Origin of the sequence: Methylibium sp. (assembly GCF_013817345.1) — a bacterium.
Taxonomy (GTDB): domain Bacteria; phylum Pseudomonadota; class Gammaproteobacteria; order Burkholderiales; family Burkholderiaceae_C; genus Methylibium.
In genome coordinates this window covers 1-21066 of the sequence record NZ_JACDCW010000059.1, presented here as the reverse complement: position 1 = coordinate 21066, position 21066 = coordinate 1, and the positions used below count along the sequence as shown (strand labels likewise).

General features: G+C 66.1%; 17 protein-coding genes. 5 read left to right on the top strand and 12 right to left on the bottom strand.

Features of this window, described 5'->3' with window-relative positions; genetic code table 11:
• Nucleotides 1–114 precede the first annotated feature (114 nt).
• A complete protein-coding gene (locus H0W40_RS12255) occupies nucleotides 115–2865 on the bottom strand; it encodes a zinc-dependent metalloprotease (RefSeq protein ID WP_292446524.1) in 2751 nt (916 codons plus the stop codon).
• Nucleotides 2866–3320: 455 nt separating this feature from the next.
• Nucleotides 3321–4988 (bottom strand): energy-dependent translational throttle protein EttA, encoded by a 1668-nt coding sequence (gene ettA / locus H0W40_RS12250; RefSeq protein WP_292446522.1) that lies wholly within the window; start codon nucleotides 4986–4988, stop codon nucleotides 3321–3323.
• A gap of 260 nt (nucleotides 4989–5248) precedes the next feature.
• Between ettA and H0W40_RS12245 the strand changes: the two genes are divergently transcribed.
• The 4 genes from H0W40_RS12245 (at nucleotide 5249) to H0W40_RS12230 (ending at nucleotide 9462) form a co-directional block, all read left to right on the top strand.
• Nucleotides 5249–6088, top strand: a complete 840-nt coding sequence (locus H0W40_RS12245) for a quinoprotein dehydrogenase-associated SoxYZ-like carrier (protein WP_292446520.1) — start codon at nucleotides 5249–5251, stop codon at nucleotides 6086–6088.
• Complete coding sequence (gene soxC / locus H0W40_RS12240; RefSeq protein WP_292446519.1) at nucleotides 6066–7361, top strand: sulfite dehydrogenase; 1296 nt, start codon at nucleotides 6066–6068, stop codon at nucleotides 7359–7361. The genes H0W40_RS12245 and soxC overlap by 23 nt, the downstream gene beginning before the upstream one ends.
• On the top strand, nucleotides 7348–7914 hold the full coding sequence (locus H0W40_RS12235) for a cytochrome c (RefSeq protein WP_292446517.1): 567 nt from the start codon (nucleotides 7348–7350) through the stop codon (nucleotides 7912–7914). Before soxC ends, H0W40_RS12235 begins: the two co-directional genes overlap by 14 nt.
• A 186-nt stretch (nucleotides 7915–8100) precedes the next feature.
• On the top strand, nucleotides 8101–9462 hold the full coding sequence (locus tag H0W40_RS12230) for a DEAD/DEAH box helicase (protein ID WP_292446515.1): 1362 nt from the start codon (nucleotides 8101–8103) through the stop codon (nucleotides 9460–9462).
• A 108-nt stretch (nucleotides 9463–9570) separates the two neighbouring features.
• On the opposite strand, the gene H0W40_RS12225 is transcribed toward H0W40_RS12230, so the two are convergent.
• From H0W40_RS12225 to H0W40_RS12215, 3 genes are read right to left on the bottom strand one after another with little or no spacing between them, the layout of a single operon-like run.
• The gene (locus H0W40_RS12225) at nucleotides 9571–10431 is read right to left on the bottom strand and encodes a 2OG-Fe(II) oxygenase (RefSeq protein WP_292446513.1); all 861 of its coding nucleotides are present in this window, start codon (nucleotides 10429–10431) and stop codon (nucleotides 9571–9573) included.
• 25 nt (nucleotides 10432–10456) lie between these two features.
• Entirely contained in the window at nucleotides 10457–11230 is a 774-nt protein-coding gene (gene yaaA / locus H0W40_RS12220; RefSeq protein WP_292446511.1) for a peroxide stress protein YaaA, read from the bottom strand.
• 45 nt (nucleotides 11231–11275) lie between these two features.
• Nucleotides 11276–12205: a TIGR03790 family protein gene (locus tag H0W40_RS12215; protein WP_292446510.1), complete on the bottom strand. Its 930-nt coding sequence runs from the start codon at nucleotides 12203–12205 to the stop codon at nucleotides 11276–11278.
• Nucleotides 12206–12555: 350 nt separating this feature from the next.
• On the opposite strand from H0W40_RS12215, the gene H0W40_RS12210 reads away from it, so the two are divergent.
• The gene (locus H0W40_RS12210; protein ID WP_292446508.1) at nucleotides 12556–13323 is read left to right on the top strand and encodes an IclR family transcriptional regulator; all 768 of its coding nucleotides are present in this window, start codon (nucleotides 12556–12558) and stop codon (nucleotides 13321–13323) included.
• Nucleotides 13324–13412: 89 nt separating this feature from the next.
• Here H0W40_RS12210 and pbpG read toward each other — a convergent pair whose 3' ends face one another.
• The 7 genes from pbpG to ilvB form a co-directional block, all read right to left on the bottom strand.
• The gene (gene pbpG / locus H0W40_RS12205; RefSeq protein WP_292446506.1) at nucleotides 13413–14420 is read right to left on the bottom strand and encodes a D-alanyl-D-alanine endopeptidase; all 1008 of its coding nucleotides are present in this window, start codon (nucleotides 14418–14420) and stop codon (nucleotides 13413–13415) included.
• 169 nt (nucleotides 14421–14589) lie between these two features.
• Nucleotides 14590–16131: a 2-isopropylmalate synthase gene (locus tag H0W40_RS12200; RefSeq protein WP_292446504.1), complete on the bottom strand. Its 1542-nt coding sequence runs from the start codon at nucleotides 16129–16131 to the stop codon at nucleotides 14590–14592.
• Nucleotides 16132–16341: 210 nt separating this feature from the next.
• A complete protein-coding gene (gene pssA, locus H0W40_RS12195) occupies nucleotides 16342–17181 on the bottom strand; it encodes a CDP-diacylglycerol--serine O-phosphatidyltransferase (protein WP_292446502.1) in 840 nt (279 codons plus the stop codon).
• 8 nt (nucleotides 17182–17189) lie between these two features.
• Complete coding sequence (locus H0W40_RS12190; protein ID WP_292446500.1) at nucleotides 17190–17834, bottom strand: phosphatidylserine decarboxylase; 645 nt, start codon at nucleotides 17832–17834, stop codon at nucleotides 17190–17192.
• Between the two features lie 97 nt (nucleotides 17835–17931).
• Nucleotides 17932–18948 (bottom strand): ketol-acid reductoisomerase, encoded by a 1017-nt coding sequence (gene ilvC, locus H0W40_RS12185; RefSeq protein WP_292446498.1) that lies wholly within the window; start codon nucleotides 18946–18948, stop codon nucleotides 17932–17934.
• Nucleotides 18949–18991: 43 nt separating this feature from the next.
• Nucleotides 18992–19483 carry an acetolactate synthase small subunit gene (ilvN, locus tag H0W40_RS12180; protein WP_292446496.1) on the bottom strand — a complete coding sequence of 164 codons (492 nt, stop codon included), beginning with the start codon at nucleotides 19481–19483 and terminating at the stop codon, nucleotides 18992–18994.
• A gap of 192 nt (nucleotides 19484–19675) precedes the next feature.
• Nucleotides 19676–21066: biosynthetic-type acetolactate synthase large subunit (gene ilvB / locus H0W40_RS12175; protein ID WP_292446494.1), on the bottom strand; the 1391-nt coding region annotated here is incomplete at its 5' end.

Here is a 21066-nt window from a genome sequence, read left to right as displayed (position 1 = left end):
TCTCGACTTTGCCGGCAACGATGCAGCAAATCTTTCGGGTGGCGCGCCTCGAGCCCCCGGCCGCCGCTCGCCGTCCGCCGCACCGGCGTAGAGGAGCGCGACGACCGCGTGTTCTTAAACGCCGGCCCGCTCCAACCGGGCCGACAGGGCCTGCGACAGGGTGTCGGCGCTGTCCTTTAAATGCGCCCGAGCTTCGGCGCTGAGACCGCGACGTTTGCTCGCAACCTCGATGCGACCCACCAGCACCTGCGCCTGCGCGCGCGTCAGGCTGCGCGCATCGGCACGGCTGTAAGCGCTCGGGCGCAGCAGAAGTTCGGCGACGCGGTTGATGTGCTCGCGCTGCAGTTCGCGGCGCAGCGCGGGGATGTCGCCCGTTGCGCTCAGCTCGGACCACACCTCGCGCGTCAGGCGCTCGTAGAGCTCGGACAAATGGAAAGCGTCGACCGGCTTCTCGGCCTTCGGTTCGCTGTCGAGGATGCGGGCGGCCACGCCGTCGCTCATCAGCTGAGCGAGCAGCGCACGTTGCAGGTCGAGCACCGTTTGCGTCAACGAGAAATCAGTGGCCACCGGCGATCCGTTGGCGAACACCGCGTCCTCGCGTTCGAGGAAATCGGGGGCCAGGCGGCGCTGCAATTCAGGCGACAAGCGAAAGGCGTCGGGCGCCAGCACACCGCTCGCCAGAACATCGAGCGCTGCACGCTGCGTCGCTGCGCTCACCGGCTGCAGCGGGTCGCGGCCGCTGCCGGGATGGTCGCGCAAGGTGCGCACGCCGCCGATCTGGCGCGCCAGCACGCCGCTGGCGCGGCCCACGTCGCGCACGGCGTAGCTGACCGAGCGGCGCAGCACCGCGTAGTTTTCGTCGGCCTCGAGTTCGCGCGACTCCTGGCGCGCGAACAGGTCGCGGGCAATCTCAATGCGCTTGCTCGCAAAGGCCAGCGGGTCGGTGCCCAGGTCGAACTGGATGGCCTCCGGATCGATGCCGAGGAAGTTGTCTTCGTCGGTGCCGTAGGCCAACTGCGGCTCGGCGCTTCGCGAGGCGATCCTTGCCAGCCCGGCGGCTTCTTCCGCCGCGGCGAGCGGCTTGTAGGCGTACTCGATGGCCCAGTAGTCGTACGGGCCCAGCGTCGACTGGAACGGTGCCCCCGCCAGCCCACCCGGGGCCGGCAGGTTGACCGGTGCGTATTCCATCACCGAGCCCGAGTTCCCATGCTCTTGCGTGAACTCGGCATCGGAAAGCTGCGCATCGCTGTAGATGCGCGAGGCACGGAAGTTATGGCGCAGGCCCAGCGTGTGGCCGACTTCGTGCATCGCCACGTCCTTGAGGTAGGCCAGCACGAATTCCTTTGCCTCGGGACCTTCCGGGTCGAGATCGCCCCGCGCCTCGAACACGTCGAGTGCGTAGGCCATCTGTTCCGCGGCATGGTCGGCATGCAGGCAGGCGCGCGGGTCGTGGGCTAGTCCGGTCGCGCCGCTGAGCGAGTCGGGCGCCATACCGCTTTGCAGCAACTCGGCGAAGTCGGCGCTCGAAGTCGTGAGCACTTGCGAGCGCAGGTTGCGGATGCTGCGCGAAGACAGGCTCTCGAAAGCGATGTCGGCGTCGAGAATCTCGCCGCTGCGCGGATCGACATGGCTGGGGCCGATTGCGCCGAAGGTGGCACCGGCGTTGGTCATCCACCGCACCGAGGCACGGTCGGTGTCGAGCGTGTCGAACTCGGCGCCTTCGGGCTGCACTTCGACGCGCAGCGCATCCTGGAAGCCGATGCGCTCGAAGGCCTTGTTCCACTCGAGGATGCCCTCGGTGACCGCGCCGCGGTACTGTTCGGGGATGCTGCGGTCGAGCCAGAAGGTGACCGGCTTGACCGGCTCCGACAACTCGGCCTCGCTGTCCTTCTTCTCCAGACGCCAGCGGTTCACGAAACGCTGCTTCGGGCTGCGGGAGAGGTCGTCGGAAAAGTCGGCGACCGTGCTGGTGAAGTAACCCAGCCGCGCATCGGCCTTGCGCGGGCGCATCGGCTCGGCAGGCAGCGCGGTCAGCGAGTAGTGCATCGTCATGAACAGGCTGCGCACGTCGGGCAGCGTGCTCGGCACGGAAGGCCGTGCGCCGCTGCTGCCGGGCTGCGGCACCGAGATGCTCGAGGTCGCGTAGTGGTTCTGCACCTCCAGGGCGATCTGCTCGGGGCCGCTGCGCACATCGAGGATGGCCGAGTGCCGGGCATCGAAGGAGTAGTTCTGGCGATAGCTGCGCTGCAGCGCCTGGGCAATGCCCGGCAAGTCGCTGACGAACAGGCTCGCCGCATCCACGAGGATCGACTTGCGTTCAGGATGCTCCTCGCTGGCGGCCACCGCGCTGCCCAGCAGGCTGGGCGAATAGGCGTTCTTGACCGCCTGCGCCTCGGGCGTGCCCACCTTGGCGGCATAGGCCATGTTGAGCGCCACGAGCTGAATCTGATTGTTGATGCGGCGAAATTCGACCGCCTGCGGCTGCCCGATCGCAAGACCCCAGGTGCTTGCCATCAGGCCACCGAAAAAGCCGCGCTCGCCGATGCCGCTGGCGTACTTGGGGCTCAGGAAGAGCAGCCGACCCAGATCATCGGGAGCCAGTTCGAACCAGATCTTCTCGTCCTTGCGCCAGACGGTGATGAGGCCGTCGGTGTACTGGGCGTCCTTGATGACGGTGGCAAACGCCGGCGGTTGGCCGGGCGACGGCGGCTTGGCGGCGGACGCGCGGTTCGGCTCGCTCAGGCGCGCCGCAGCGGCGGCGCCGTTTACACCCGTCAGCGCCGCGCCGGACGCGGCTCCCGACACCGACAAAGGCGGGGCGGCGGCCTCTGCCTGCGCCTGCGGCTCGGTGGGTGCGGGCAGCAAAACGGCGCATCCTGACAGCCACAGTGCGGTCGCGCCGAGCAAGAAAGCAAGCCCTGGGGCGCGCACAAAACGGGGTGCGCTGCGAGGAGAAGAACCGGTCACGGTTTTGGTCCTGAGTTGTGGGTATCGAGACGACCACAGGTATGCAGCGGGCCGGGGCTTCGAAGGCCACAGCCGAACACAGCGAACGGTGAAAATCGCTGTGCTCCCTCCCTGGAGCAGCCGCCATGCTGAAGCCAAATGCCGCAGAGCAGCATCGGGACTCTCCCGCGCCCCGAACGGTTCCCCGTCTTGAAGGCCGCAGCGCTAGTTTGTCGGCACACCCGGTCGCCGACGAGTGCATCCGTCACGCCTGCGTCTTGAGGCGGCACGCATAGGCCAGATTCGCGTGGCTACCGCTGCATCCGCACGCATTTCCCTGCGCCCGGCAAGGCCTCTGCTCGCGTCGGCCCGCCTCAGATCGTCAAGGCCTTGAAGCGGATGCGCCTGGGTTTGGCGCCCTCTTCGCCGAGGCGCTTCTTCTTGTCGGCCTCGTACTCCTGGTAGTTGCCGTCGAAGAAGACCCACTTCGAGTCGCCCTCGCAGGCCAGGATGTGGGTCGCGATGCGGTCCAGGAACCAGCGGTCGTGGGAGATCACCATCACGCTGCCCGCGAACTCGAGCAGCGCGTCCTCCAGGGCGCGCAGGGTTTCGACGTCGAGGTCGTTGGACGGCTCGTCGAGCATGAGCACGTTGCCGCCGGTGGCCAGCGTCTTGGCCAGATGGAGCCGACCGCGCTCGCCGCCGGAAAGGTTGCCGACCAGCTTTTGCTGGTCGTTGCCCTTGAAGTTGAAGCGGCCGAGATATGCCCGCGAGGGCATCACGAACTTGCCGATGACGATGTTGTCCAGACCGCCCGACATGTCCTGCCACACGGTCTTGTCGCCCTCCAGCGCTTCGCGGGTCTGCTCGACGAAAGCCATCTTGACAGTCGAGCCGATCTTGACCGTGCCGCTGTCCGCCTTTTCCTTGCCCGCGATCATTCGGAACAGCGTCGACTTGCCGGCACCGTTGGGGCCGATGATGCCGACGATGGCGCCCGCCGGCACCTTGAAGCTGAGGTTGTCGATCAGCACGCGGTCGCCGAAACTCTTGGTGACGTTCTCGAATTCGATCACCTCGTTGCCCAGGCGCTCGGCCACCGGGATGAACATCTCGTTCGTCTCGTTGCGCTTCTGGTACTCGACGTCCGACAGCTCCTCGAAGCGGGCCAGGCGCGCCTTGCTCTTGGCCTGGCGGCCTTTGGCGTTCTTGCGCACCCACTCGAGCTCCTGCTTCATCGCCCGGGTGTGAGCGTCCTCGGACTTCTGCTCCTGCTCGAGGCGGGCTTCCTTTTGCTCCAGCCAGTCGGAGTAGTTGCCCTTCCAGGGAATGCCGCGGCCGCGGTCGAGCTCCAGGATCCACTCGGCCGCGTTGTCGAGGAAGTAGCGGTCGTGGGTGATGCCGACCACGGTGCCGGGGAAGCGCTTGAGGAACTGCTCCAGCCAGTCGACCGATTCGGCGTCCAGGTGGTTGGTCGGCTCATCGAGCAGCAGCATGTCGGGCTGCGACAGCAGCAGCCGGCACAGCGCCACACGGCGTTTCTCGCCGCCGGAGAGCTGCCCGATCACGGCGTCCCAGGGCGGCAGGCGCAGCGCGTCGGCGGCGATCTCGAGCTGCAGGTCGGTGTTCTCGCTGCCGGCGGCGGCGATTTGCGCTTCCAGATCGGCCTGCTCGGCGGCCAGCTTGTCGAAATCCGCATCCGGGTCGGCGTACTCGGCATACACCTCGTCGAGCCGCTTCTTGGCAGCCAGCACGCCACCGATGCCCTGCTCGACCGCCTCGCGCACGGTCTGCCCGGGATCGAGCTGCGGCTCCTGCGGCAAATAGCCGATCTTGATGCCAGGCATCGCCGTGGCTTCGCCGTCGATTTCGTTGTCCAGGCCGGCCATGATCCTGAGCAGGGTCGATTTGCCCGAACCGTTCAGGCCCAACACACCGATCTTGGCGCCAGGGAAGAAGCTGAGCGAAACGTCCTTGAGGATCTGGCGCTTGGGAGGAACCGTCTTGCTGACGCGGTTCATCGTGTAGACGTATTGGGCCATGGTGTGCGTTTAAGTTTTCGGGACGCGGCACCGCCGCGACAACCCGCGATTGTCGCCGACGCCCCATGGCCGGTGCTGAGGCGGGCTCGTTCGGCGCCTGCGTAAGCCACCCTGTAAGGCCTGGCCCGGCCCGAGCGACCCAGTCCATGACAAGGCTGCGCGAAGAGCGCACTATTCGGCTGCGGCTAGCTGCGGCGCGCGTGTCCCGCGCTGCGAACGCGCCTCACCGGTGAAGTTGCCGGCGCCAACGGAGATATCCCATGTTGTTGCTCACCCGCATGCTCTTGACCGCTTTCTTCACGGTCAGCCTTGGCGCCCCGGCCCTGGCGGCCGACGATGGCGCCGACAACGAGCGGTGGCAATCCATCCGCAAATCGCTGTTCGCTGACCGCCCGATCGCCCAGAACGCCACCGATATCGTTGAACTGGAAGCGCCGATCCGTGCCGCAGATGCGGCCGTGGTGCCCATGGCGATCCGTGCCAAGCTGCCGCAAACGCCCGAGCGTTACATCAGAAAGTTGTGGCTCGTGATCGACAAGAACCCCTCACCGGTCGGCGTGGCCTTCACTCTCACGCCGGGGAGCGGCCTCGCCGACATCGAGACACGGGTGCGGGTCGAGGAATACACCCACGCCCGGGCGATCGCCGAACTGAACGACGGCAGCCTGCACATGCACACCCGCTTCGTGAAGGCCTCCGGCGGCTGCTCGGCGCCGGCCGGCAAGGACGCCGAGGCGGCGCTGGCGAACCTGGGCAAGACCAAGCTGCGGGTCGAGGGCCCCGTGAAGCCCGGCGAGCCGGCGCTGGCGCAATTGATGGTCAGCCATCCGCAGACTTCGGGTCTGGCCATCGACCAGCTCACCCGGCTGGCACCGGCGCCCTACTTCGTGCGCAGCATCGCCATCAGCTACGCCGGCAAGCCGGTGCTCACGGCCGATGTCGATTTCACGATCAGCGAGAACCCGAGCCTGCGGTTTCACTTCGTGCCCACCGCTGCCGGTGGTGAGCTCAAGGCGGAAATCGTCGACACCAAGGATCGCCGCTTCACGGCCGCGATCGACGTCAACGCCAGGCAATATGCCGAAAGCGCCGTCCGCTGACGCGGACGGCGGAGAGCCGCAGCCGGTTGCCGGCGGCGGCTTGCTGCACCGGCGGGCCCTGCTTCATCGAGGACTGGTGCTCGCCTCGGCCACCGCAGCCGGCACCGCCGCGGCGCAGACCGGCACCGACACCGGCGAATCTCGCCCGCCGTGGATGCGGACTCCCGGGCAGCCTTTCACAAGCTATGGCCAGCCTTCGAAGCACGAAGCTGCCCTCATGCGCACCATCGCCGGCAACCGCTTGCTGCCCGGCAACGGCGTTTCGTGGACACCGCTCGAAGACCTGGAGGGCATGATCACGCCCAGCGGACTGCACTTCGAGCGCCACCACAACGGCGTGCCGCAAATCGATCCGAAACAGCACCGCCTCTTGATCCACGGCCTGGTGAAGCAGCCGCTGCAGTTCGCCGTGGCCGACCTCGAGCGCTATCCGATGCGCTCGCACCTCGGCTTCATCGAGTGCGGCGGCAACAGCAATGCCGGCTGGCACCCGGAGCCGATCCAGCGCTCGGTCGGCGGTTTCCACGGGCTGGTGTCGTGCAACGAGTGGACCGGCGTACCGGTCTCGGTGCTGCTGAACGAAGCCGGGCTCGACCCGAAAGCAGCCTGGGCCATCGCCGAAGGCGGCGACGCCTTTGCAATGAATGTCAGCCTGCCATTGGCCAAGCTGATGGACGACGCGCTGGTCGCGCTGTATCAGAACGGGGAGCCCATCCGCCCCGAGCACGGTTATCCGCTGCGGCTGGTAGTGCCTGGCTGGGAAGGCGTGCTGAACGTCAAGTGGCTGCGCCGCCTGCACCTGAGCGCCGAGCCGGTCATGGCGCGCAACGAGACGGCCAAGTACACCGAGCTCCAGCCCGACGGCCACGCGCGTCAGTTCACTTTCGTGATGGAGGCCAAATCGCTGATCACCTCGCCCTCACCGGGGCTGCGGATGCACGGCCCGAACGTCTACGAGATACGCGGCCTGGCCTGGAGCGGCCATGGCCGCATCCGCAAGGTCGAGGTATCCGTCGACGGCAGCAGCAGTTGGGCCACCGCCGCGCTGCAGGATCCGGTACTGCCCCGCTGCTTCACGCGCTTCCGTGCAGCGTGGCGCTGGGACGGCAAGCCAGCGGTGCTCAAGAGCCGCGCCACCGACGAGACCGGCTATGTGCAGCCCGAGCGCGAGATGCTGGTCCAGGAGCGCGGCCTGAACGGCTACTTTCACTACAACGCCATCGTTGCCTGGGCGGTCGATGCAGAAGGGGCGCTCACGCATGTTTATGCCTGAAACGGCGGTGGCGTTGTTGTGCGGTCTTGCCGCTGGCGCGGCGCTGGCGGGCGGCGATGGCGGCAATGAAACCGCCGCGCCCCGACTGGGGCAACCCATCGAGGCGGCCGCGGCGGCCCGCTTCGACCTGAACGTATTTCCCGACGGCCGCGGCCTGCCGCCCGGCCGCGGCAACGCCGTTCAGGGCCGCGCGCTCTTCCAGGCCCAATGCGTGGTCTGCCATGGCGAGGGCGGGCGCGGTGCCAGCGCCGAGGAAGTCGCCGGCGGCAGCGAGCCGCTGACCAGCGAATGGCCCGACAAGACCATCGGCCTGTACTGGCCCCATGCCACGACGATCTTCGACTTCGTCCGCCGCGCCAAGCCGATGACCTCACCCGGCTCGCTGAGTGCCGACGAGGTCTACGCGCTGACTGCCTACCTTCTCTACGCCAACCGCGTCATCGGCGAACACGACGAGATGAACGCGAAGACGCTGCCCCAGGTGCGCCTGCCCAACCGCGACGGCTTCAGCGGCGTGGATGCGAAGGCGCCGCCCCGGCTCGCTGAGCCGTGACGAGTGCCGCACACGGCGGCCTAAGCGTAGCGGCTGCGCCGCTTACAATCGCGGTCGCTGCGCACAGTTCCAGTCCCGAGCGCGGCAGTCGATTCCGACCCTTCTCTCCAATCAGTCTGTGACTGGCGCGCGTGCTCCGCACGTGGCCGCAGATTGATGCCAACGTCCGTTCGGGCGCACTCTCACATGTCATTTGAAGAACTGGGGCTCGCCGAGCCCCTGCTCAAGGCCGTTTCCGAAGCCGGTTACGACACACCCACCCCGATCCAGAAGCAGGCCATTCCCGCAGTGCTGCTCGGCGGCGACCTGCTCGCCGGCGCGCAGACCGGCACCGGCAAGACCGCCGGATTCGTGCTGCCGATGCTGCACCGCCTGATGGCCAAGCCCGCCGTGCGCGACGCCAGGGGCAAGAGCCCGGTGCGCGCACTCATCCTCACCCCGACCCGCGAACTCGCGGCCCAGGTGGAGGAAAGCGTGCGCATCTACGGCAAGCACGCCAAGCTCACCTCGATGGTCATGTTCGGCGGCGTCGGCATGCAGCCGCAAATCGATCGCCTGCGGCGCGGTGTCGACATCCTCGTGGCCACGCCGGGCCGCCTGCTCGACCACCACCAGCAAGGCACGCTCGACATCAGCAAGATCGAGATCTTCGTGCTCGACGAGGCCGATCGCATGCTCGACATGGGCTTCATCCACGACATCAAGAAAGTGCTGGCCATCGTGCCCAAGCACAAGCAGAGCCTGCTGTTCTCCGCCACCTTCAGCGACGAGATCAAGACGCTGGCCGACCGGCTGCTCAACCAGCCGCAGGTCATCGAAGTCGCGCGCCGCAACAGCACGGTGGAGCTGATCGAGCAGAAGCTCCACCCGGTGGACCGCGACAAGAAGAAAGAACTGCTCTCGCACCTGATCAAGAGCCAGGACTGGGACCAGGTGCTGGTGTTTTGCCGCATGAAGCATGGCGCCAACCGGCTCACCGACTACCTGAACGACCAGGGCATCACCGCCATGGCGATCCACGGCAACAAGAGCCAGACCGCGCGCACGAAGGCGCTGGCCGAGTTCAAGACCGGCGATCTGCAAGTGCTGGTGGCCACCGACATCGCCGCACGCGGCATTGACATCGACCAGCTCCCGCACGTCGTCAACTTCGAGCTGCCCAACGTGCCCGAGGACTATGTGCACCGCATCGGCCGCACCGGCCGCGCCGGTGCGCAGGGCGAAGCGATTTCGCTGGTCTGTGTGGACGAGGAGTCCTTCCTGCGCGACATCGAGCGGCTGATCAAGCGCAGCATCCCGCGCGAGGTCGTCCCCGGCTACGAGCCCGATCCGAATGCGGTCGCGCAGCCGATCCAGATCGGTCGGCAGACCTTGGGCGGCGGTGGCGGGCGCTCGGGCGGCGGGCGTGGTGCGGGCGCACCGCGTTCAGGTGCCCCGCGGGTCGGTGCTCCGGGCGGTGGTCGTGGCGGCTCCCGCAGCGGCGGTGCGGCCGCAGGACCGCGTGGCGGCAATGCCGGCGGGCACCGCAGCGGCGGCCGCGGCCGCTGAGCGACACGCGGGAACGCGAACAGCCTTCAGTAGCCGGCGGCTCGAGCGAATCTGGCTGCGGGTGGTTGAACTGGCGGACGAATTCATCGACGGCGGGAACACTCCCGCTCAGTCGAATCGATCGACACGCAGCCACTTGGTGGCAACCCATTTCTCGCCTTCGTGAACCGGCGCGCCGCCGTGCAAGCTGCGCGTCATGGGATGCGGCCGGTCGTAGCTGAAGAAAACGGCACAGCCCTTCTGTGCCGCGATCTCGAGGTTGACGTCGGGGAAGGTGGTGCCGCCGCCGCGCGTGGGCGTGTTGAGGTAGGTGAGGATGGTGGCCACGCGCTGGCCGCCGCGCTTGAGGATGCTCGGCGTGCCGGTCTGCGCGGGATCGAAGTAGTCGTAATGCGGCTTGTATTCGGCGCCCGGCCGGTAGCGCAGAACTTGCAGGCCCTCGCCGTTCTCGACCGGCCAACTCAGCAGGGCGGCGATGCGCGCCTCGAGCAGCGTGCATACCGGATGCTCGGCGCGCGTGAAGAACATGCCGTCGCTGGTGCGTGCGTCATTGACCTCGCTGTCACCGGTGCTGGTGTCTACGGTGTGCGAGCGCTGCAGGCGGGCACCGGCCAGGGCGACCATCTCATCGCATTCCGCATCGGAGAGCAAACCGGAAAACACCACGACCCGCGGCTCGCGCAGCGACATCACGACTCGCACCTCCCGGTCGTGCGCCCATAGCGTGGCCGGCGAGTCCCCGAGCGCGGGTTCGGGCACCCGGCTGGGCGACGGCGACAGCGATGCTTGCGCCGGCGGCTTCACAGCACTGCTCAATACGGTTTCCAGGGCTTCGAGCGCGACATCTTCGCGCCAGCCGCTGGCTTTCATCGCTTCCAGCACCGTTTCGGGCCGGTGGCCGGCCCGGGCCTGTTCGATGATCCACTGGCTCAAGGCCGGCGTGATGGTCTGGCGATCGGCAAGTGTCATCGGACGGTCCTCGCAGCAGGAGACTTCAGGCGCTGCGGCGGCGGAAGACCAGCCGGTCCGGCTCGCTGGCGGCAGCATCGAAAGCATAGCCTTCGAGGCGAAACCGCTCCAGCGCCCCGGGCGTGCTGGCGCGCGCAAGGATCGCGTGTCGCGCCATCAGGCCGCGGGCACGCTTGGCATGAAAAGAGATGATTCTCCAAACGCCGTCCTTCCATTCCTGAAACACACACTGCACCACTCGAGCACGGAGTGCCCTGCGATCGACCGACTTGAAGTACTCCTCGGAAGCCAGGTTGACGACGATCGGCTCGTGCTCCCCGGCCTGCCGACGATTCAGATACCGGGCGATCGTGTCGCCCCAGTACGCATAGAGGTCCTCGCCCCGCGGCGTCGCCAGGCGCGTGCCCATTTCCAGACGGTAGGGCTGCAGGCTGTCGAGTGGGCGCAGCACGCCGTACAGGCCGCTCAGGATGGCCAGGTGTTCCTGGGCCCAGGCGATGTCGGCGGCGCCCAGGCCGCCGGCACCGAGGCCTTCATAAACGTCGCCGTTGAAGGCAAACAGGGCCGGCTTGCTGTTGCGCGCCGTGAAGCGGGGTCGCCAGGCGGCGTAGCGCGCTACATTGACTTCAGTCAGTTTGTCGCTCAGGTGCATGAGATCGGCGATCTCGGCCGGCGAGCGCTGGCGCAGCACATCGATCAACTCAGCCGCACGGCCGGCGAAGTGCGGTCGGCCGGACGCCTCCACGGGCGCGGCGCGGTCGTAGTCGAGGGTCTTGGCGGGCGAGAGCAGCAACAGCATGGGTAGACGCCCCGGGACACCGGAGGCTCGAAGCGTATCAGTGCGCTACGGCCGGGCGAACGGTGCGGCGAGCGGCTCGCCGATGAAGACCCCCTGCGACGGCCAAGCCACGCTCCTCCAGTAAGCCTCAAGTGCCGTACTGCCCTGCAGGTAGTGCCGCAGCAGGACCTGGGGATGCGGAAATTTCTGCACGTGATTGCAGGGCTCGCTCACCGTTCCGTAGCTGGCGGTCGCGCCCGCATCGAGCCAGGCCCGGGCGCTCGTCTGAGTGCTGCTGCCGTCGAGCTGGCCGCCGAAAGACGTCATGTGGTCGGCCAGGGCGCCGGGCACGAACTCCAGACGGTCGAGATCCGACACCTGTGCCAGTCCGGTGAGGTAAAGCAGCACCCGGCCGGGTCTTTGCGCAGCGTCGTCCGACCCCACCCTCACGTCGACCCCGAAACGACGCAGGAAAGCCGGCGGCGGATACAGGCGCGAGCGCACCGAGCGCAACGCATCGCCGGTGAACACGAAATGTGCCTGCACCGGCGGCGCCCCGCGCCAACCGAGGCTGCCATCGGCCGCTATGCCGCGTTCGATGAGTGCCCGCGCGCCTCGCACGTCGGCCGCCGCCAGCAGCATCGACGGACGCATGCGCAGTTCGCCCCAGGGCCGAAGGGAAGCCGAGTTGAAGTAAGGCGAAGCTTCTGTCGGCGCGCAACTGCGCTCGCACAGGCCGGCGTCCAGGCCGAGCGCCAGCGCGCCGGTGATCGACTGGCAGCCGACCGCGTAGGGCTGATTCCAGGCCAGGGCCAGCGCCTGGATGTCTTCGCCGAAATGTGCATCGATCTGCGCAGCGAGCGATTCGAACTCCGCCGCATCGAGAGCGCGCCGAACCGGCAACACCACGCGCAGCACCTGCGCCGGCGCGAGCCTGCGTGCCTGCGCATAAAACTCGCCCACCTGCACGGAGTACGAATCGGCGATGTTGATCACCAGACCCAGCTCGCTTGCCCGGAGTCTTCCGCGATCGCGTGGCGCCACCAGACCAGGCAGAGAACTTGTCTCAGGGACGGACCACGGAGCCGAGCCCGGCGCCGAAGGCGCCCTCCTCTGTGCCGTGCGCGAGCCAGGTTTGGAGCCCCATGCTCAGGCACAGGCCGACCGTTCCGACCATTCGCCGAGCGTTTTTCATGCGGCTGGCAATGCCGGTGTGAACCAGCCGCAAGTGCAATCCTGCCCCCCTGGGCCGCCGTGCTTCGTTCGCGCTTCATGGGGGTTTCGGCGGCACGGACCAAGGATTTTCACCATACAAAACTTTAAACCGCTGAGCGACAATCCTGAGCATGAAACGCAATGAGAACCAGACGCCCACCATTCAGGTGATGGGGCGCATGTTCTCGCTGCTCAATGTGCTGGCCGCGCATCCTGATCCGGTGTCGCTCAAGCTGATCAGCGAGCAGACGGGACTTCACCCCTCCACCGCCCATCGCATCCTCAACGACCTGGCCATCGGCCGTTATGTCGACCGGCCCGAAGCCGGCAGCTACCGGCTCGGCATGCGCCTGCTCGAACTCGGCAATCTGGTCAAGGCGCGGCTCGACGTGCGAGACGCTGCGCTGGCGCCGATGCGCGAGCTGCACAAGCTGACTCATCAACCGGTCAACCTCTCGATGCGCCAGGGCGACGAGATCGTCTACATCGAGCGAACCTACAGCGAGCGCTCGGGCATGCAGGTGGTGCGAGCGGTCGGCGGCCGCGCGCCGCTGCACCTCACGTCGGTGGGCAAGCTCTTCCTCGCCCACGACGATGCGCCCCGTGTTCGCGCTTACGCGGCACGCACCGGCTTGGCCGGGCACACCCGCAACAGCATCACCGATCTGCCGGTGCTCGAGCGTGAACTGGCCAAGGTGCTGCAGTACGGCAGCGCGCGCGACAACGAAGAACTCGAACTCGGCGTGCGGTGCATGGCGGCGGGCATCTTCGACGACCAGGGCAAGCTGATCGCCGGCCTGTCGATTTCGGCGCCGGCCGATCGGCTGGAAGAGAGCTGGATGGAACGGCTTCAGGCTACCGCGACACATATATCGACCGCCCTTGGCCACCGCGCATGAGCGTACGGCCGATGTGGAAAAGCCCGGCATGCCGGGCTTTTTTTTCGTCGAGCCAGCCGTAACCACCGCGGCGCCCCGTTGCCGATCGCTCAGGAAGGGAGCTTGGGCGCATCCGCCAACTGCGTCGGCGCAATGCCATCCGGTAAGGCTTCTATCCAGCGGCGCACACGTTCGGCGTCTCCGAGGCGCGAGTAAGTGCCCGCGGAATCGAGGAACACCATGATCAGCTTGCGGCCCGCCAGCTCTGCTTGCATCACCAGGCAGCGCCCGGCCTCGGAGATATAGCCGGTTTTCTGCAGGCCGATTTCCCATTCGGGGTTGCGAACCAATCGGTTGGTGTTGCGGTACTGCAGCGTGCGCCGGCCGACCGCCACCGCGTGCTCTTGCGAAATGGACAGTTCCCGAATGAGCGGGTGCTGATAGGCCGCGTTGACGAGCAGCGCCAGATCATTCGCGCTCGACTGGTTGCGGCTCGACAGGCCGGTCGGCTCGACGAAACGGCTGCCCGACATGCCCAGCAGTTGCGCCCTGGCGTTCATCGCCTCGACGAACGCGTCGAGGCCGCCCGGGTAATGGCGTCCGAGCGCATGCGCCGCACGGTTCTCGGAGGACATCAGCGCCAGGTGCAGCATCTCTCCGCGGGAGAGCTCGGTGCCCACCGCCAGCCTCGAGCCGCTCCTTTTTTCGGTATCGACGTCGGCCTGCGTGACCGTGAGCACTTCGTCGAGCGGCTGCTCGGCCTCGATGACGACGATCGAAGTCATCAGCTTCGTGAGCGAGGCGATCGGCAGTACGACCTGTGCGTTCTTGTCGACCAGTATTTCCAGCGTGTCCTGATCCATGACCAGCGCCACGCTGGAATGGAGTTCGAGCGGATCGTCGGTCAGGCGCAAGCCCGAAAGCTCCCCGAAGGAAGGCCGGGCCACGGCGGCGACTGCTTTGCGCCGTGCGATGCGCGCATGGCGCGCCTTGCGCTTGGTAGCCGCGGTGGCCTTCGACTTGGCCGCGGGTTTGGCCTTCGCGCTCGAGGTCTTGCTTGCGGCTTCGCGCCGCTCGCCGGCGGCACTCGCGCCCATGCTCAGCGTTATCGCGATCATGGCGACAAGGCCGCCCAGCACACATCGCCAACTCCGCCCAGCCAGAACTTTCAACACCATCCGCTCCCTGTCCACGCCCCTTGGCGCAGTCTAGGTGAAAGAAAAAAAGCACGCAAGATCAAAAACTTACGCGCTCTTTCTCATGCGGACCTGAAGAGTGAAGTAATTGTCACCCCTGGGCCGCGACGCGCTCTGTCTTGCTGTGCAGCTTGTTCAATGCAGCGAGGTAGGCCTTGACTGAAGCCACCACGATGTCCGGATCGGCGCCTACGCCGTTGACCACCCGCCCACCGTGTTGCAAACGCACCGTCACCTCGCCTTGAGATTCTGTCGAGCCGCTGGTAATGGCATTGACCGAATAGAGCAGCATTTCCGCCCCGCTTTGCACCTTGGACTCGATCGCCTTCAAGCTCGCGTCGACCGGCCCGTTGCCGTCGCTTTCGGCTCGATGTTCAGCCTCGCCCATGGCAAAGGCCACCTGAGCATGCGGCCGCTCGCCGGTTTCGGAACGCTGGGCCAGCGAGAGCAAACGGAAATGTTCCCGTTCATGCGTGACACTCTCGTCGCCGACCAACGCGATGATGTCTTCGTCGAAGATATCGCTCTTGCGGTCGGCCAAATCCTTGAAGCGCGCGAAGGCGGCGTTGACGTCGGTTTCGCTGTCGAGCGCGATGCCGAGATCCTGCAGACGCTGCTTGAAGGCGTTGCGGCCGCTGAGCTTGCCGAGCACGATCTTGTTGGCGCTCCAGCCCACGTCCTCGGCGCGCATGATCTCGTAGGTGTCGCGCGCCTTGAGTACGCCGTCCTGATGAATGCCGGACGCATGCGCAAAAGCGTTGGCGCCGACCACGGCCTTGTTCGGCTGCACGATGAAGCCGGTGGTCTGCGAGACCAGGCGCGAGGCCGGCACGATCTGCGTGGTGTCGATGCCTACCTCCAGGCCGAAGTGGTCGCGCCGCGTGCGCACCGCCATCACCACCTCCTCGAGCGAGCAGTTGCCGGCACGCTCGCCCAGGCCGTTGATGGTGCATTCGACTTGCCGCGCACCGCCGATCTTCACGCCGGCCAGCGAATTGGCCACCGCCATGCCGAGGTCGTTGTGGCAGTGCACCGACCAGATCGCCTTGTCGGAATTCGGTACCCGCTCGCGCAAATCCCTGATGAAGTTGCCGTAGAGCTCGGGGATGGCATAGCCGACGGTGTCGGGAATGTTCAGCGTGGTCGCACCTTCCTTGATGACTGCCTCGAGCACACGGCACAGGAAGTCCGGATCGGAGCGGTAACCGTCCTCGGGCGAGAACTCGACGTCCTCGCACAGGTTGCGTGCGAAGCGAATGGAAAGCTTCGCCTGCTCGAGCACCTGCTCACGCGTCATGCGCAGCTTCTTCTCCATGTGCAACTCGCTGGTTGCGATGAAGGTGTGGATGCGCGCGCGTGTCGCGCCTTTCAGCGCTTCGGCTGCACGAGAGATGTCGCGGTCGTTGGCACGTGCCAGCGAACACACGGTCGACTCCTTGATCGCTTCGGCGATTGCCTTGACCGCCTCGAAGTCGCCGTTGCTCGACGCGGCGAAGCCGGCCTCGATGACATCGACCCGCAGTCGCTCCAACTGGCGCGCGATGCGCAGCTTCTCGTCCCGGGTCATCGAGGCGCCGGGCGATTGCTCGCCGTCGCGCAAGGTGGTGTCGAAGATGATGAGTTTGTCGGCCATGGGATCACTCCATCGGATGAACGCGAGATTGAGACACCCAAACAAAACGGCCCGCTTGCGAGATGCGCGCGGGCCGTGGTGCAGGGACGAACAGACGTGTGCAGTCAGCGCGCGCGGGGCACTCCTAGAAGCAGCAGCGGGGCGGTGACGGCAAACATGAACATTCAATATAGCACTGCTGTGAAGCGCGTGCTTGCGCGTACCGACGCATCAGCGATGCAGACCTTCCTCGTCGGGCTCGTCCATCGAGGTGGCGATGACGCTGACCGGGCGCCCCTTGGTCTTGCGCCAGCCATAGACGGCGTAACCCGAAAGCCCGTACACGACGAACAGTGCGAACAGCACCAGCGGGGGATGCAGGTTGATGATGGCGATGGCCAGGGCGATGGCCACGATCACGATGAAGGGCACCGAGCGTTTGAAACTCACGTCCTTGAAGCTGTAGAACGGCACGTTGGTCACCATGGTCAACCCGGCATACAGCGTGAAGGCAAAGGCGACCCAGGACAGCCACTCGATCTGCCCGGCGTCCTGGAAGCCCGAGTCGTCCATCAGCCAGATGAAGCCGACAACCATCGCCGCCGCCGCAGGGCTGGGCAGTCCCTGGAAGAAGCGCTTGTCGACCACACCGATGTTGGTGTTGAAGCGCGCCAGCCGCAAGGCCGCACCGGCGCAATAGACGAAGGCCGCGACCCAGCCCAGCTTGCCCAGGCCGCGCAGCGCCCACTCGTACATGATCAACGCCGGCGCGGCGCCGAAACTGACCATGTCGGCCAGCGAATCCATCTGCTCGCCGAAGGCGCTCTGGGTGTTGGTCATGCGGGCGACGCGGCCGTCCAGGCTGTCGAGCACCATCGCGCAGAACACGCCGATCGCGGCCTGATCGTAGCGGTCGTTCATCGCCATGACGATGGCGTAGAAGCCGCCGAACAGCCCCGCCAGCGTGAAAAGATTGGGCAGGATGTAGATGCCCTTGCGGCGCGGACGGCGCGGCGCGTCGTCCAGGTCGTCGGGATCGATCTGCGCGTCCTCGGACGGGCCGCCTTGCATGGGCGGCCTCACGCGCCCGGCAAGGAAGCCAGGATGGTCGAGGTGGCCGAGACCTTGTCGCCGGGCGCGACGTGCGGCGTCGCATCGGCTGGCAGGTACACGTCGACGCGAGAACCGAAGCGAATGAAGCCGTAGCGCTGTCCGCGCGCCACCGTGTCACCCGGCTGCACATAGCACAGGATGCGCCGGGCAATGAGGCCAGCCACCTGCACCAGCGTGACGGTGTGTCCGCCAACGTCGATCACCACCGCGTTGCGCTCGTTCTCGGTGGAGGCCTTGTCGAGGTCCGCATTCACGAACTTGCCCGGGAAATACTGCACCTCCCGCACCGTGCCATCGACACCCGAGCGATTGCTGTGAACGTTGAACACGTTCATGAACACGCTGATGACAATTGCATCGCGATCGGCGTAGGGATCGCGCACCGCCTCGATCTTGACGACGCGGCCATCGGCAGGCGAGAGCACCACGTTCTTCTCCGTGGGCACGACGCGCGGCGGATCGCGGAAGAACTGGACCACGAAAGCCAGCACCAACCAGCACAGGAAGGCCAGCAGGCCACCCAGGAAGAAGGAGGCGAACACCGCGACGAAGAACGCGATCGCGATGAAGGGCCAGCCTTCCTTTGCGAGGAGCGGATGGGGATAGTTCATGGCAACAAGGATAACGCAGGGTTTTGATGCGGCTGCGACGCAAAAATAGCCGCGCGCCTTGCGGCGTCGCGGCCTTTTCAAAGAGGGCCGATGCAGCTCAGTTCTTGCTCTGATCCACCAGCCGGTTCTTCTTGATCCACGGCATCATCGCGCGCAGTTGTTCGCCAACCACTTCGATCGGGTGTTCGGCGGTCAGCCGCCGACGCGACAGCAGCGTCGGCGCGCCGGCCCGGTTCTCGATGATGAAGCTCTTGGCGTATTCGCCGGTCTGGATGTCCTTGAGCGCCTGGCGCATCGCGGCCTTGGTCTCGTCGGTCACGATCTTCGGCCCGGTCACGTACTCCCCGTATTCGGCGTTGTTCGAGATCGAGTAGTTCATGTTGGCGATGCCGCCTTCGTAGATCAGGTCCACGATGAGTTTGAGTTCGTGCAGGCACTCGAAGTAGGCCATCTCGGGCGCATAGCCCGCCTCGGTCAGCGTCTCGAAGCCGGCCTTGATCAGCTCGACCGCGCCGCCGCACAGCACCGCCTGCTCGCCGAACAGGTCGGTCTCGGTCTCCTCGCGAAAGCTCGTCTCGATGATCCCGGCCTTGCCGCCACCGTTGGCCGTGGCATAGCTCAGCGCCAGGTCGCGCGCCCGGCCGGTCTTGTCGGCGTGGATCGCGATCAGGTGCGGAACGCCGCCACCCTGGCTGTAGGTGGAGCGCACCGTGTGGCCCGGCGCCTTGGGCGCGACCATCCACACGTCGAGGTCGGCGCGCGGCATGACCTGCCCGTAATGAACGTTGAAGCCGTGCGCGAAGGCCAGCGAGCCGCCCTGCTTGATGTTGGGCGCCACCTCGGCGGTGTACACGGCCCCGATCTGCTCGTCGGGCAGCAGCATCATGACGACGTCGGCGCCCTTGACCGCCTCACCCACCTCGGCGACCTTCAGGCCCGCCTTTTCGGCCTTGCTCCACGAAGCGCCGCCCTTGCGCAGACCGACGGTGACCTTGACGCCGCTCTCGCTGAGGTTGAGCGCGTGCGCGTGGCCCTGCGAGCCGTAGCCGATGATGGTGACGCTCTTGCCCTTGATGAGGCTCAGATCGGCGTCCTTGTCGTAATAGACCTTCATGGAGTTCTCCTGTCGAAAAGCAAAAAAATGGGGTTGACCGGCGTCAGACGCGCAGGATGCGCTCGCCGCGGCCGATGCCGCTGGAGCCGGTGCGCACGGTCTCGAGAATGGCGGCGCGGTCCACCGCCTCGATGAAAGCGTCGAGCTTGGCGGCGTCGCCGGTCAGCTCGATGGTGTAGGTCTTCTCGGTCACGTCGATGATGCGGCCGCGGAAGATGTCGGTCATGCGTTTCATCTCGTCGCGCTCCTTGCCCACGGCGCGCACCTTGATCAGCATCATCTCGCGCTCGGTGTAGTGGCCCTCGGTCAGATCGACGACCTTCACCACCTCGATGAGCCGGTTGAGGTGCTTGGTGATCTGCTCGATCACTTCGTCGCTGCCTCGCGTGGTGATGGTCATGCGCGAGAGCGAGGCGTCCTCGGTCACGGCGACGGTGAGGCTCTCGATGTTGTAGCCGCGCGCGGAAAACAGCGCGACGACTCTCGACAGGGCGCCAGGCTCGTTCTCGAGCAGCAGGGCAATGATGTGTTTCATTTGAAAATCGTCCTTCGCGCTCTTCAGACCGGCGGCGGTAACCGCCGGCCCTTGGCCACGCGCTTCGATGGATTGATAAAAGATCGTCCGGTGGATCGGGCTCGAGGCATTCGCCGAGCTACGGACACTCCTGACAAGAGGCCGGCAAGCCCCCTGCCCTCGCGCCCGTTGCGCGGTTCTTGCCGCCGGCCCTTACAGATCCTCGGAACCCAGGAGCATCTCTGAGATGCCTTGCCCCGCCTTGACCATCGGCCAGACGTTTTCCGTCGGGTCGGTGCGCACGTCGAGGAACACGGTGCGGTCCTTGAGCCGGATGGCTTCGCGCAACGCCGGCTCGACCTCGGACGGCTTCTCGATCTTCAGCCCGACGTGCCCATAGGCCTCCGCGAGCTTGACGAAATCGGGCAACGCGTCCATGTAGCTGTGCGAGTAACGGCCGCCGTAATCCAGCTGCTGCCACTGCCGCACCATGCCCAGATAGCGGTTGTTCAATGACAGGATCTTGACCGGCGTCTTGTACTGCAGGCAGGTCGAAAGTTCCTGGATGCACATCTGGATCGAGCCCTCGCCGGTGACGCAGAACACGTCGGCGTCGGGCTTGGCCAGCTTGATGCCCATCGCATACGGCAGGCCGACGCCCATCGTCCCCAGGCCGCCGGAATTGATCCAGCGCCGCGGCTCGTCGAAGCGGTAGTACTGCGCCGCCCACATCTGGTGCTGGCCGACGTCGGACGTGATGTAGGTGTCGCGCTCGCGCGTGAGCTCCCACAACTTTTCGATCACGAACTGCGGCTTGATGACATCGGCCGAGTTCTTGTACTTCAGGCACTCGCGGCCGCGCCAATCGGCGATCTGCTTCCACCAGCTCGACAGCGCCGCTGAATCGGGCTTGGCTTGCGCGTCCTTGATCTGAGAGATGAGCTCCTGCAGCACGTCCTTCACATCGCCGACGATCGGAATGTCGACCTTCACGCGCTTGGAAATGCTCGACGGATCGATGTCGATGTGCACGATCTTGCGTTCCACCGAGGCGAAGTGCTTGGGATTGCCGATCACGCGGTCGTCGAAGCGCGCCCCCACGGCCAGCAGAACGTCGCAGTTCTGCATCGTCATGTTGGCTTCATAGGTGCCGTGCATGCCCAGCATGCCGAGGAAGCGCGGGTCGGTGGCCGGGAAAGCGCCCAGGCCCATCAAGGTATTGGTGCAGGGATAGCCGAGCAGCTCGACCAGTTGGCGCACTTCAGCCGAGGCATTGCCCAGGATCACGCCGCCACCGGTGTAGATGTAGGGCCGCTTGGCCGAAAGCAGCAACTGCACCGCCTTGCGGATTTGGCCGCTATGGCCCTTCTTGACCGGCGTATAGGAGCGCATCTCGATGTGCGCCGGATAGTGGAAAGGCGCCGTCTTGAGCGACACGTCCTTGGGCACATCGACCACCACCGGGCCGGGCCGGCCAGTGCGCGCGATGTAGAACGCCTTCTTCATCGTGATGGCCAGATCGCGCACGTCCTTGACCAGGAAGTTGTGCTTGACGATCGGGCGGGTGATGCCGACGGTGTCGCATTCCTGGAAGGCATCGAGGC